9 protein-coding genes and 1 pseudogene are annotated in these 14,152 nt (G+C 45.9%); 3 read left to right on the plus strand and 7 right to left on the minus strand.

Annotated features, from left to right (window positions below):
• The first annotated feature begins 51 nt into the window (after positions 1-51).
• A complete protein-coding gene (locus tag QUB37_RS24225; RefSeq protein WP_333167026.1) occupies positions 52-3,447 on the plus strand; it encodes an ATP-binding protein in 3,396 nt (1,131 codons plus the stop codon).
• A 48-nt stretch (positions 3,448-3,495) separates the two neighbouring features.
• Here the strand turns inward: QUB37_RS24225 and QUB37_RS24230 are convergent, their stop codons facing one another.
• The 5 genes from QUB37_RS24230 to QUB37_RS24250 form a co-directional block, all read right to left on the minus strand.
• Positions 3,496-3,768 carry a peptidoglycan-binding domain-containing protein gene (locus QUB37_RS24230; protein ID WP_333167028.1) on the minus strand — a complete coding sequence of 91 codons (273 nt, stop codon included), beginning with the start codon at positions 3,766-3,768 and terminating at the stop codon, positions 3,496-3,498.
• Between the two features lie 217 nt (positions 3,769-3,985).
• Positions 3,986-4,267, minus strand: a complete 282-nt coding sequence (locus QUB37_RS24235; protein ID WP_333167030.1) for a peptidoglycan-binding domain-containing protein — start codon at positions 4,265-4,267, stop codon at positions 3,986-3,988.
• Positions 4,268-4,780: 513 nt separating this feature from the next.
• Positions 4,781-6,235, minus strand: coding sequence for a hypothetical protein (locus tag QUB37_RS24240; protein ID WP_445300055.1), 1,455 nt, complete (start codon positions 6,233-6,235; stop codon positions 4,781-4,783).
• A gap of 266 nt (positions 6,236-6,501) precedes the next feature.
• Positions 6,502-7,122, minus strand: coding sequence for a DUF3177 family protein (locus QUB37_RS24245; RefSeq protein WP_333167034.1), 621 nt, complete (start codon positions 7,120-7,122; stop codon positions 6,502-6,504).
• A 400-nt stretch (positions 7,123-7,522) separates the two neighbouring features.
• Positions 7,523-7,759 (minus strand): Calvin cycle protein CP12, encoded by a 237-nt coding sequence (locus QUB37_RS24250; RefSeq protein ID WP_333167036.1) that lies wholly within the window; start codon positions 7,757-7,759, stop codon positions 7,523-7,525.
• A gap of 305 nt (positions 7,760-8,064) precedes the next feature.
• Here QUB37_RS24250 and QUB37_RS24255 point away from each other — a divergent pair, with 305 nt between their 5' ends.
• Entirely contained in the window at positions 8,065-8,295 is a 231-nt protein-coding gene (locus QUB37_RS24255; RefSeq protein WP_333167038.1) for a hypothetical protein, read from the plus strand.
• A 208-nt stretch (positions 8,296-8,503) separates the two neighbouring features.
• Positions 8,504-9,757 (plus strand): FIST N-terminal domain-containing protein, encoded by a 1,254-nt coding sequence (locus QUB37_RS24260; RefSeq protein WP_333167040.1) that lies wholly within the window; start codon positions 8,504-8,506, stop codon positions 9,755-9,757.
• A 166-nt stretch (positions 9,758-9,923) separates the two neighbouring features.
• Here the strand turns inward: QUB37_RS24260 and QUB37_RS24265 are convergent, their stop codons facing one another.
• Together QUB37_RS24265 and QUB37_RS24270 are read right to left on the minus strand one after the other, a co-directional pair.
• Entirely contained in the window at positions 9,924-11,984 is a 2,061-nt protein-coding gene (locus QUB37_RS24265; protein WP_333167043.1) for an iron uptake porin, read from the minus strand.
• A 1,241-nt stretch (positions 11,985-13,225) separates the two neighbouring features.
• A pseudogene (locus QUB37_RS24270) lies at positions 13,226-14,040 on the minus strand (IS1 family transposase).
• Positions 14,041-14,152 lie beyond the last annotated feature (112 nt).

Consider the following 14,152-nt stretch of genomic DNA (forward strand, 5'->3'; position numbering starts at 1 on the left):
GTAAGCTTTCGCTCCAAGTATTAACTCAGTTTTTCAACCTAAACTAATGTTATGTCCACTCTTTCTCTCAAGCGCTTGGTGGCAAAACTTTCAGGAAAAGCAACGCTCCAAACTGTACTCATAGTTCCGTTTGTCTTGCAAGTATTTGCAGCGGTGGGTATTGTGGGATATTTATCATTTAGGAACTCTCAAAGAGCAGTAAATGACCTTGCCGATCAGTTGATGAGCGAGGTGAGCAATCGCATCGAGCAAAATTTGAGAACTTATCTGCAAACTCCGCACCAAATCAATCAAAGCAAGTTGGATGCAGTGAAACTGGGTTTTGTGAACATGAAAGACTTGTCAGCTTGGGAAAAGTATCTGTGGCGGCAAGTGCAATTGTATCCCTATATCAATTTTACGTCGATCGCTAATCAAGATGGAGAATATCGCACTGGCGAAAAGATGTCGAACGGCACTTTATTGATTAACGCATCGGGCCCGTCTACAAATTTTGATTTTTATTCTTACAATACTAATGATACGGGCGATCGCACGACAGTAGCAGCCTCTGTCAAAAACTTTGATATCCGACAGCACCCTTCCTACTCCTATGCAGCTCTAGCAATCAAACCAACTTGGAGTTCAGTTTATATATCCTTCCTAGAACCTACATTAATCATCAGCGCCCTGCAACCAATTTACAACAGCCAGAAACAGCTAGAAGGAGTATTAATTGCTGCTTTGCGTCTCGACAGTATCGGTCACTTTTTAAACAGCCTCAAAATAGGCAAATCCGGTCAAACTTTTATTATCGAAAGAAACGGCACGCTGCTGGCAACTTCCACAGCCGAACAACCTTTCCGCACCCAAAACGGTAAAAAAGAACTTTTTAAAGTTACAGAAAGCAGCGATCCAGTAACGCAAACTACAGCTAAATATTTAGAAAGTCACTTTCAAAAGTTGCAGGAAATTACAAAAACGCAGCAAATAAAGGTTGACATAAACGGTCAGCATAAATTTTTAAAAGTCCTGCCCTTCCAAGACGGCAAAGGTTTAGATTGGCTGATTGTTGTCGTCGTTCCCGAAGCCGACTTTATGCAACAAATCCATGCAGGCAACCGAACTACAGTATTGCTATGTCTGGCAGCTTTGGGCATGGCAACTGTTCTAGGAATTCTCACTTCTCGCTGGATTATCCAACCTATTTTAAAATTAAAAAATGCAGCAATAGCTTTGTCTGAAGGACAATTTGACAAAACTGTAAAGCTCGATCGCTCCGATGAGTTGGGCGTACTTGCCGCTGCTTTTAACAGCATGGCACAACAACTGCAAGCATCTTTTACTGCCTTAGAAACTAAAAATACCGAATTGCAGCGACTCGATAAACTGAAAGACGAATTCTTAGCCAATACTTCCCACGAACTCCGCACTCCCCTCAACGGCATTATTGGTATTGCAGAATCTTTAATAGACGGTGCTACCGGACAACTGCCAGAACCAACAAATTTTAACTTAGCTTTGATTTCATCATCGGGCACAAGATTGTCTTCTTTGATTAACGATCTTCTGGACTTTTCTCAGCTCAAACATAAAACGATAGAACTGCAAATTAAGTCCGTCGGTATTCGAGAAATAGTCTCTGTAATTCTCACTTTGTCTCAGCCATTAGTAGGCCAAAAAAACTTGCAGTTGATTAACTCAGTCGCTCCTGAATTGCCGCCAATAGCAGCCGACGAGAATCGCTTGCAGCAAATACTTTACAACTTAATCGGCAATGCGATTAAGTTTACCGAAAGTGGCCGAGTAGAAATTTCCGCAGAATTGGTAACGGGCAAGGCACAATCACCCCTTGATTCCCAAATAGCCATTACTGTATCCGACACGGGTATTGGCATCCCCGAAGATAAATTAGAGCGAATTTTTGAATCCTTTGAACAAGCTGACGGTTCCACTGCTAGAGAATATGGTGGCACGGGTTTAGGGTTAACTGTTGCCAAGCAATTAGTGGAATTGCACGGAGGTAAAATTTCGGTATCTTCAACTGTAGGCGTAGGTTCCCAATTCACCTTTACTTTGCCCGTATCTGAGAGTCAGCAGGAATTTAGCAGCACACAGCCGCATTTAACTGAGGGATCTCGCATTTTAATCGCTCCTGAATTAGGCCGCCAATCATCTATAATAAATTCTCAGGTATCAGACAATAGCGACTTGCTAGAAAGTGAAAAATTAAAAATTTTGGTAGTTGATGATGAGCCGATTAATATTCATGTCATCATCAACAGTCTTTCTCTAGCCAACTACGAGATTACTCAAGCGAGCAACGGCTTAGAAGCTTTAAATCTTATTGAATCAGGATTTAAGCCTGACTTAATTTTACTCGATGTAATGATGCCGCAGATGACAGGTTATGAAGTATGTCGAGAAGTCCGTAAAAAATACTCGCCTTTAGAAATGCCGATTCTGATGCTGACGGCCAAAAATCTAACTACCGACTTGGTAGAAGCTTTTAACTTAGAAGCAAATGATTATGTAACTAAACCTTTTATCAAAAAGGAATTGTTGGCGAGAATTAACACGCAAATTCGCCTAGCAAAACTGAATGCAGCCTACGGTAGGTTTGTGCCGCACGATTTTCTAAACTTGCTGGAAAAGCCGAGTATTATTGAAGTAAAATTAGGCGAACATCAGGAAAGAAATATGACAGTGCTGTTTGCTGATATTCGCTCGTTTACGGCGCTTTCGGAAAATATGACACCGGATGAAAATTTTGCATTTATTAATAATTACTTGGGAAGGGTTAGCCCTGCTATCAGGAAAAATAACGGGTTTATTGATAAATACATTGGGGATGCAGTCATGGCACTGTTTTCTACATCTCCATCTGATGGCGTGCGAGCAGCAATTGATATGCAAAAAGAAGTGAATATCTACAACCAGCAGCGAGAAAACAATGGCTTGTTTCCGATCGCGATCGGCATCGGTTTACACGCGGGCAATTTGATGTTGGGTACAATTGGCGAGCGAGAACGAATGGAAAGTACCGTGATTGCTGATGCGGTGAATCTCGCGTCTCGTTTGGAAGGATTGACTAAGGTTTACGGATCGGGAATTCTAGTTAGCGGTGCAATTATCGATCGCCTCGACGATCCAGAAAAATATAAGTACAGATTTGTCGATCGAGTAACGGTGAAAGGAAAGACAAATGCTGTGTCGGTGTTTGAAATTTACGACACAGAAACAGAGGAAAGCATTGTACTTAAGCAGCAAACTGCGGAGGTTTTTCAAGAAGCTCTCAATTTTTACTACGAGCAAAAATTTGTTGCAGCCCAAAAAGTATTTCAAAACATTTTACAAATCAATCCAGACGATCGGGTAGCAATGCTGTATTTCAAACGAGCTCGCAAGTATCGAATGTACGGAGCCCCGGAGGGGTGGTGTGGGGTGGAAACTTCGACAGAAAAATAGGGCGCACACTGCACGCCCTACTCTTTTTAACAGATGGTTGCACAAACTTTAAAATATAGTTGTACAAACACCCAATTTATTCCAAGTTTTAGGGCCGACAATGCCATCAGCAACGATTTGTTGTTGCTTTTGAAAATTGATGACTGCTTGTTGGGTTTTCGTGCCGAATCCTCCATCAGTATTTAAAGAAAATCCGCTGGCATTCAAGAGTCGCTGAAGGTAGCGAACGTCCTCATTTTGGGTGACGCCATCGTTGCGTTTGAGTAGGGGAAAATAACGGCAGGAAGGTAATTCAGTGCGAATTGCGTTTGTGGTTTGCATGGTTTGATTCTCCATTGGTTGTTTGCAAGTTATTTAAAAGCAGAGAAGTGCGGAAATGATGTTAATAAGTCCTGGATACACTCTTGACGGGCAGAAGCGGGGTTTCGGCTTCGCTCAACACCAGCTTTTTTAGCGTTTCTGGGGGCTGAAACGAAGTATTGTTGTGAAAAAACCCAGTTTCTTGCTAGCCGTGCGCCTAGGATTAGTTAACTTGGATTTAACATCCGGGTTCACCTGTATAACAAGCGCCTAATAGACTCCAAGTTTGAGGGCCGACAATGCCATCAACAGCAATCTTATTGTCCTTTTGAAATTTGATGACTGCTTGTTCGGTTTTTGGGCCGAAGAATCCATCAGTTCCGACGGGATACCCCTTTTTAACTAAGGATTGTTGGAGATAGCGCACGTTTTGATTGGCAGTGGTACTATTATTTCGTTGCAGTGTGGGCAGTGAAGAGCAAAGAGGCAATTGAGCGTAAATAGGATTTGTGGTTTGCATGGTTTGATTGGGGATTAGTGGTTTGCAAGTCGTTTGAACTTGCTATTCCCCAGTTGTAGCTGTGGGGGGAAGTGCTTTAACAGTCGCTTTTTATAGTGACGCTTATTTGGGGTAGCTCAGATGAGTGACAGCCAGCTATCAAATCCCTTTTGTATAAAATAATTGTCAAAGGCAAACAGCAGCGAATTTCCATTTTTTATCAACTTTTAGCATCTTTGCCACCAGCCCCACGCCATAGGTAAGTCGGCGCCAAAAAACGCCCCTATCTAAACGAGGGCAAAGTCTCCAAATGCTCTCTACTGGTTAACTTAAACCTGTTTACATAGTGTTATATTATGTGCTTGAATCTTGCCTACCTACTTACCTGTACGGCTGTTGGTGTCGGGATGGATAGGCAGATTGATCTAGGTTGGCGAGCAATCAATCGTGTCACGGTGTAATCTATCTACTCTTATATAAGCTGAGTAATAGTTTTTTTTATAAAGGAGGGAAAAATACAGTATTTAAAGCTAGTTAACCATGTGAACGAAAAGGGCGATCTAGAAAATTGGTCTGGGGTTGCGACCTTAACTTAGAAGTGATATCGTAGTATCGGTAAATAGTAGATTTCCGGCTGTCAAACAACTTGAGAATTGAATCAATGACAATTTCTGTAACTATCGGGTTAAAGCCGGAAATAAAGTCGTCGGCGTTTAGATTTTCTCGAAAAAAGTCCTTAGCTCGATCGCACTGATAGCGCATTTCGTCAAAGCCAACAATTTTCACCACAAATGTTGTCAGGGGCGAACTCTCTAAATCGGTATTAGAAGTGCTTTTAGCCCGCCCATTTTCTAATAAATTCAATACTTCCGCTTCTAAACTAATTTTAGGTTTATAAGGTTTCTCTATTTCGGGAAAAAAGCTTTCCAGCCGCACGCAGTTAGCAGCTTGAGCCGGAATTCCTCCCATCATCATCGCCAGAGAAACCTCAATCCCCAAATCCGAAGAAAGAGCTTCTAGCAAGGCTAGGGCAGACAGTTTGCACCCCAAATAAAGCTTCGCAATTTCGAGATTGTACTTAGCAGTAGTTTCCCAGCGTTGATATGTGCGATCGTCTGGATATCCCTCAAACTGCCGGAAAATCATCTCTGGCTTGAGATTATTCATAAAACCTTCCATCTTCAGCAAAGCAACTCGGTAGTCGCGAATCGTGTAAAAACCACAGCAGATGAGATTGTGATTGGTTTCCGGCAGTAAATTCCAGGTATTTGCCAAAAAATGGGCTGAACTATGGTGAGCAAAACTCATAACATCCCGGTTAGAGATTCGCACAGCTTTTTTGACCGTTTCCCGCATTTCCTCCTCAGTCAAACTGAGGTTAAATAAGCCATTAATTGCTTGCAAGCGGTTATAGAGGCGCTGGCTTACCGTTACTCCAGAATCGGCGGTGCGAAACGGAATTGTTGCTTCAATGCAGCCTGCAATTTGAAGCAATTGCTCGCGTTTTAGAAATTGTTCTAGAGCTTTTGCTGCTACGACAGCGCTGAGAAATTCGTTTTGTCCAGCGAAAGGATTGAGGACTTCGCCCGGTACAAAATTGAATACCAGCATTACCATCTCGAAAGTAGCATCCGCAGGCAGTTCAGATTTATCCCGAATTTGTAGTTGTTTGTTAACCTCTTTTGCAACAGGAGTGATGTAGTAGCTGACGTTAAAATTAATGCTGCGATCGACTTGCACGTAGACGGTATCGTGAAATAAAGCTGCCAAAACCTCGATCGCGTCTTCCTTTCCCCCCACATCAAAAATATGTTCGGGAGTGTGAAAAAACCGCCAGGGCCCCATCATCGGCTGAACAATCAGTTCGGCAATCCGAGCGAGTTCACTTGGTTCGACTGTTGCTTCAAGGCGATCGATCGCCCAAATCAGCCTTTCTAAGCACTGTAAGTAGGCTTGTTTGCTATCCATCACAGTCTTTCCCAATAACATTACTGTCAGTCGATTTTAGATTTTAGATTTTAGATTTTAGATTTACTCCACAGATGAATCTGGAAGATTGAACCTTAGTCTAAAATTTTTAGATCTCCACGACAGGAGTCGGCGGCTTGTATCCGTTTTTGGGCGTCACGTCAGCTACTCTGGTGTTAGTTCGATTCTTTCGTATATACGCCCCGGTTTTTTTGACTGGGATTTTTGAGTTTTTTGTTGAAGAGTTTAGCTGCAATTTAGGAGGAAAATACTAACTTAAACCGAACTTAATTTCCGGTTGCTGACCTCCCCTGTTTTCCTAGTCGAATAAGCACAAAGTATGACAAGTAAATTACATAGATTACTAAACCTATCAGACCCAACCATCCCAAAAATTGAGGGGTTGCCGTAGGGTGAAACATTTGTTTATAGAGCCAAGGTGGGTCTAACCAAATGCGGCAAAAAGGTTCGTCAATTACCTGGATTTGAGATTTAAAAGCACAGCTTAAGAAGGGAAGTTGAGCTAGAGCGCCCAAACCGCTGTAAACAGTAATCGCCCACCGCCAAGCTGTAAAAGCCAGTTTCAGGGGCGACTGCGGTCGATCGGCAATTTCTTCGTTTAAATCCTCCCAGAACCACAGACTAGCAGGAATTAAGGTCCTCCCAATCACCGACGATACAAAGCTTACAGGCAGCGCAGCCATCATCAGGTAAAGTGTAATTGCCAGCAAACTCGCCACCCGCCAATAAATAATCGACAAACGGACGATCGCCTCAGCTTTTGCCACAACAGCCCAAATCAGCACTACCAGCGGGATCGAAATTGTTAATAACACAGACAACCGGTAATCCATCCAGACTAGCGGTTGAAACCAAGGCCCGGTGGCTGCCAATAAAAGACTCAACATCTTTGGGAAAATATACTCACTTATTTGTCACAAATTTTACTACAAAAATGCTAAAAAATCAGCAACCAGAACACGGTCTTAATGTTTTAGTTACTGCTACCTTTTCTAAGGTACTTGGCGCGCTTTGAAGGGTACTTGAGAGGCGATAGACTGCAATACGCTTGAGTTAAAAGTGTTTATTCTTGAGATATCTCCTTCCCATCCTCGCCCCTTTTGGGGGACGCAAGAGCAAATTTTTGTCCCCCTTCGGGGGCGAGGGGGAAGCTGGCGGACTTGAACCGTATTGGGATAGAGGGCAAATCTCACCATTATTTCAAGGCTCAACCCCTAAAATAAAATGCTCCCGCGCCAAAAGTTAGATTTCGGCGCGGGAGGGAAGGCATAGAGCTAAATGGCTCGTTTATTCCTCGTAGATGCGGCACTCAGCAGCGTCAGGATTGTCGTCGCAAAATTTTTCAAAGGAATTCTTAGGTTTTACTTGCTTTTGGTGGGAAGCTTCTGCTTGCAGTTCTTCAACTGCGTCCCACGCCGCCGCGCATTCCCCGGAAGTGGCGCCCTTGGCGTCACAGACGGTACGAGCGCTTTCTAGTTCTTCTTCAATTTTTTCTTGGATGTTGCCTGCAGGTGTTGTTGTCATAAAACTTGTTGGTAGGAAAGTGTAGGAGAATATGGTTGTCCCCGACCTATTTCTAGGTAATGTTAGCACGCGCCTTTGTTTAGTGAGCTTGTTCGGCTAACGGCACGTCCTTAACCCAAATTAAAGATGTTTAACCGTTAACGACAGAGCAAGGGACTAGCTAAGCAGCCACTTGGTGTCATAACTCAAAAAACGTAGACTTCTAAAGTCTTAGGCGGGTCAACAGTGGTTTAAGTCTTAGGCTCGAAGCGAGCGTGTCTTTAGACCTGGGTCGTTGACCTTATTAAGTAAGAAAGGTTTTCTTTTTGGATGTTAGTTTGGGTTGGATGGGCAGTTTCTGTCTGGCGACCCCAGCTAATAATAGCTTGAGATGCGCTGCTGTTGCAGCAGCCCAGAGAAAAACCATCCATAACTGCGATCGCAGCAGCCGTATCTACTTCCTGCTTTACTCTACCCCGTCGGCGGGGGAAGAGTCCACAGGCATCAATGTAGGTCGAGCTGACCTTACTTTTGATGAAAACATTACACCAGGTTAGTGTGTCAAACTGTATTGAGCTTTATCTTTTAAGATTTAGCTGAATACGGCATTTAACACTCAACAGATTAATGGGACACTCATGTTAACTTATGTTAACACAAGAACGGCAATCGATGGGGAATCGATCGCCCAAGAATACCGTCCCCCCAGCGGCCAGTTCCGGTTAGCCTAATGTATAGAGATAGTTTTATAGAGAAGTTTGGCTTATGTACACCGAAAACCAAATGCAATGGGTCAGCGCTTTATCAACCCGTCCCTCTTTGGAATCCGCCCTCAAAGAAGTTATAGAACAAGCCGATCGCGACCTAGAAGGCCCGGCTGATTTAGCCCTGATATTTATCTCGTCTGCCTTTGCCAGCGAGTATTCTCGGCTGATGCCTTTACTCCGAGAACTGCTGCCAGTACCCGCTATCCTGGGCTGCGGCGGGGGAGGAGTCATCGGCAGGAACCGGGGCGGCCTCACCGAAGAAGTCGAGGGATCTCCCGCAGTCAGCCTGAGTCTGGCGCGCTTGCCGGGAGTGAATGTCAGAACTTTTCACGTCGGTGCAGAAGAACTGCCGGACTTAGATAGTCCCCCGGATACTTGGGTGGATCTCTTGGGCGTGCCTGCCCAAGAAGAACCGCAGTTTATCATCTTGGCCGACCCCTTTTCCGCAAAAATTAACGATTTGCTGCAAGGGCTAGATTATGCCTATCCGGGTGCGGCGAAGGTAGGGGGGCTCGCCGGCGGGGACGGTGCGGGCAGGGGCCCGGCGCTGTTTTGCGACTATCAGCTTTACCGAGAAGGGACGGTTGGGGTAGCTTTGAGCGGCAATATAGTTTTGGAAACGATCGTAGCTCAAGGCTGCAGGCCGATCGGGCATCCTTATCGGGTGACGGAAGGAGAGCGGAATATTTTGCTGAAACTCGAAGAACAAACCGACGATAGCGGCAGCGGGGGCATCGAGCGATCGCCCTTAGAGGCTCTGCGAGAGTTAGTTCAAACTTTGAGCGAAGAAGACCGAGAATTAGCCCAGCACTCGTTATTTGTAGGCTTAGTTAGCGATGAATTCAAGCTGACATTAGAGCCGGGAGATTTTTTAATCCGCAATCTGTTGGGAGTAGATCCGAAAGTGGGAGCAATTGCGATCGGCGATCGAGTCCGTCCCGGACAGCGCATCCAATTTCACCTGCGGGACGCGCGCACCTCCGCAGAAGACCTAGAAATGCTGCTCGATCGCTATCAGCGGGCCGCCGAGTACAGTGGTACATCCAGCGCCGGCGCCTTAATGTTCTCTTGTCTGGGGCGCGGTGAAGGGCTTTACGGCGAATCGAACTTTGACTCCCGACTGTTTGGCCGATACCTCAAAAACATCCCTCTGAGTGGCTTTTTCTGCAATGGCGAAATCGGCCCCGTCGGCGGCAGCACATTTCTGCACGGCTACACCTCCGTATTCGGGATTTGCCGCCAAAATTCATAATTTGTGAACTGATGAGTGTTAAATGTTGACTGATAACTGATGAGTGTTAACTGTTCACTAAAATCTAAAATCTAAAATCTAAAATCTAAAATCGATCGACTGATGACCAATAAATAAAAGCGGCAGTCGCCTGCCGCTTTTAGCTGTAACTCGATGTCTGGAAACCTTAGAAACTAAAGGTAGTACGCAGGAGTCCGACCCAGATATCGTCGTTGTTGTTGTTGTGTTCGGGATTCAGAATCACGTAAACGCCCGGTGTCACCGAAATAAAGTCATTGACTTGGAAGCGATAGAAACCTTCTAAGTGATAAGAGGTGTCGCGGTTTCTGGCGACATCACTCTCAGTAACTTTTGGCGGTACACCGAAGACAAAACCGAGGAGGTTGCCTTGCCGGCCAAAATCTGCCAGGGCCAAAGTGATAGCACCATTCTGGATCGTCGCGTCATTGCCGCCCCCCCGCAGTTGTTCAGCCTTCGTATAACCGTACCAGCCACCAAGCTGAAAGCGACTGCTGGGTTTGAAGTTAACTTGCACGCCATAGTTATCTGCTTGAGTGGTTGCTTGACCGAAGGGCCGGTTAGCCAAGGCACTGCCCGTACCGCCCATGATGCCAACATCGCCTGCGCGATTGTATTTGTGGGTGTAAGTGAAGGCCAAATCAAACGGTTTGCTAAAAAAGCCGATCTGACCCAGAGCGCTGAAAGAACCGTCGGCAACGCCCCTGCCGTTTGCGGGGTCGGGAGCATCGCCGTCGGAGGCAAGATAGCCCCCAGTAGCTCGGAGGGGGCCCAAGTTGAAAGTCAAACTTGCGCCAGCTCCCTGCGGCCCGCGGAATACGGCCGGGTTGCGAACTCCAAATCTGGAAATTGAACCAGTACCCGTAGAGTTAAAGGGTGTTACCGTGTCTGCAATTTCATCCAGGTCAAGTCCTTTAGGACCGACAAAGACTGTAGCCGGACCGACCGGGAAACGATAGTACAGTTCGTCTAGTGTGAATTCGCTGCTATCACCCCCATCAAAGGCTAGGCGAGCCATGTTAGTACCCGTAGCGGTTGATGCTCCGTAGTTGGCGACGTTACCCGCTTGCAAGCGGGTTCTGAGCAAGTCTCGACCGGTAAAGCTTGTCAATAAGTTCAAGCGCACCCGGTAGCCGAAGTTGGTGACAGTGTCGTCGTCCTCAAGGCTGATACCATCTCCGCTGAAGGTGTCGCTGACGGCAAAAACGGCTTCTCCATTCAACTTGGTGGTGGTGGAGAACTGGTTGGCTTCGAGTTCTGCGGTGCGAGCTTCTAGGCCGTCTACTCGTCCGCGCAGGGTAGCGAGTTCGGCTGCAAATTCTTCTTGCAGGCGTTGCAGGATGGCTAAGTCGTCTCGGGTAACCAAGTTACCTGTTGACCCAATTAGCTGGGTTATGTTGTCTAAGCAAGCGTTGACGCCGGCTGCAAATTCGTAGCGAGTCAGGGCGCGGTTGCCGCGGTAGGTGCCGTCGGGATAACCTACGATACAACTGTAGCGTTCGACTAGGGATTGCAGGGCTTGGAATGCCCAATCTGTCGGGCGCACGTCGGAGAGCTGAGTGACTGATGTCACCTGGGACATGGTTCCCGACGGTTGGGCAGGCAGTGCTTGGGGAGCAACAGGGACGATGGGGCCGCCCATTCCGGGGGCTGGTGTCTGAGCAATTTCTACCTTAGTAGCTGGGGTAGTAGCTGGGGTGCTGGCGACTGCTGGCACTTCAATTTTCCCAGGGGCGTCTGTCTGGCTGATTTGCTCTGCCAAGTCTGATGCTTGGGGCGAGGATTCGGCTGTGCCTGCTGCTGCTAGGGGTTCAGTCGCTGCTGCTGCGCTGGCCGGAGCAATTGGGGCTGCTAGCTCGATGTCGCTCCCTGTTGTTTGCAGTGTTGTTTGCAGTGCTGCTTCGCTGGTTTCTGGTTCGATTGAGGCTAGTTTTTCAGCGTCTGCTTCGTTAACGACCGGGGTTTGGGCCGCTTCGACGCTGCTGTTTAAAGCCAGGTTTTCTGGGGCAGCAGGGGCTGCTGCAACTGGTTCTGCAACTATTTCTCCAACTATTTCTGCAATTTTTGACTCAGATGACTGAGCTGTAGCTAGCTGGTTGGCTTCAGCGGTTGCGGTCACTTCTGCGGCGATCGCAGTGGCACTCATGACTGATGATAGCCCCAGAATTGCCGGGGATACTAGCAGTAAATTCCAAAAAGTTCTGTTCATTTTCCTCACACCTTCACACTCTATTCAACTCGACGAGCAGCAATTCCCAACTGCTAATTTTTGTGGTTGCTTGCCTGTTGACAATAACTGCCCAAATAGAACCTATCCATAACTGTTGATTCACTGTTGATTCACAGTAGGCGTGTCTACTTCTGCTTGAACGTAGGGGGCTGAGCCCTTATACCGCCCCGGCATCAATTCAGGTCAAGCCCACATTACCTTACGGTTGATTATACCATCACCTGCTAATTTCATCTCTCGATCGCCCGACTTGCTTGAGTTGCTTTGCGGGCGATCTACAACTGGTTCTACGGGTTCGACCACAATCTGCCTCTAACTGACAACTGCCCAGAGTCCTGCGTTACGCCAGACTTAACAGACAGTTATAGGTAGGATTGTGGCTGCTTGTCGCATCCCTTATACAGCTTTATATCCTATAATGTCAAGGTTTTTAACCTAACTTTAAACCTCGCGACCCGGCAGGGGCTATTTTCCCGCCATGAGTGGGAAACTGAGAGCTAAAGGCTGGTAGATTTACCCGATCCAAACCAAAGTTCAGGCTTGACCAATTTTGGTTTTTTGATGCCCACTGCCGTCTGGACTTGCCAGGGCGATCGCCATTTTTGAGACGGGTCGTCGGCGGATTCAATTTCCCGCTACTTTAACACAATTTTTTTGCGGTCTGGCAGCAGCAGCCGACTGAATCTCTGTTAGCTGAAATTATAGTTTTGTGGCCTCGTTGTCTTGCGTTTGACAACCAGTTATTTTTTTGGCACAGCCTCGGGATCTCAAAGCACATTTTCTCTGTGATTTATGCCACTGCCAAAGTATCCATTGATTCTCCGGCCCTCCTGGACGCATCAACCGGGTTTTAGGAACGCAAATACTTGCTTTTGGGCGATCGCTCGAAGTTAAAAAACCGAGTTTATGAGAGTAAGGAGTGCATCCAAGACGGTTTTAATGTGCTAAGAACACAAGTAAATGCTGCAAATTATGGGAGGGCGATCGAACAACCTGTAGATTGGGCAATCCACTCGCTCTTTATATGTTATGTTACATTGAGGCGTACCATCTATCTTTTTTTACACCATGTATGACGGTAATGAAAAGTAAAGTACGGTTCTTAGTAGTGGTATTATTGCTATTAGGAGTTTTCTTTCGCTTCGTCAACATCGACAAAAAGGTAGTGCCCTGAAGGAAAGGATCAAGAGAATTAAACTGAATTCAAAGAAAGTAGGCGTTTAGAGTTGTAAATTAGCATTGTAATGATGCACAAAGCGCCAAATGGCAGCAATATGATTTTCTAATTTTTTAGAGAAGGCTAAGCTCTTTCTTACCAATCGAGACACTCGTTGTCGAATAGTACAGTTGAAGCGCTCGATATAGCTAGTAAAACCACTATCGAGAGTCTACACTCCGATGACGAATGCTTGGCAATACAGAATCATAAGCACTCCAATGGTCGGTATAAATTACTGCACACTGACGGTACACTGGTGGCATTGAATTCCATAAAGCTTGAGCCGATACTGCGCTACGATCTCCAATATGTACACCAACAATTTCCCTAGTCTGGGCATCCAATGCCAGCCAGACCCACTGCTGATTTCCTTTACTAAGTAGTAGGACACAATTAATTACCCAAAATACCGCCTAAAAACCTTGCCTCTTCAAAAGGCTTGATGTAATTAATTGTGTCCGGTTACTTATCAACGAATGACCATAACTCATCCATCTGAACACTCAAGCGCTTTTTTTCCTTGGGAGTCACCTCCACTTGCTTCTTAACAGCAGCGGCTTGGCTATTAACGTATCGCTGCACTGTATCTTCTGACACTTGTAGTACCCGAGCAATCCCCGCCTGAGAAATACGTTCAAGTAGCATCCGTGACATCAACTCTTTTTGTTCTTTTGTAATAGGTTTCCATGCCGGATTTAAAACAAATTGACGACCACATTCTCGGCATTTATAATTTTGTTTATGATGCCGAGATTGACCGTTTCGACTAACTTCTTCCGAACCACAATTAGGGCAAAAATTAATTTCTAATGTCATATCACGCTATGGCAAACACTTCTCTAATCATAACGTATAGCCTTTCTCAGAAAGATGAGGTATAATGTTACTGACACTCACTCGTGAGGGTCAAACAGAGAAGATAAGATCA

Source organism: Microcoleus sp. AT3-A2, from assembly GCF_036705685.1.
Taxonomy (GTDB): Bacteria; Cyanobacteriota; Cyanobacteriia; order Cyanobacteriales; family Microcoleaceae; genus Microcoleus.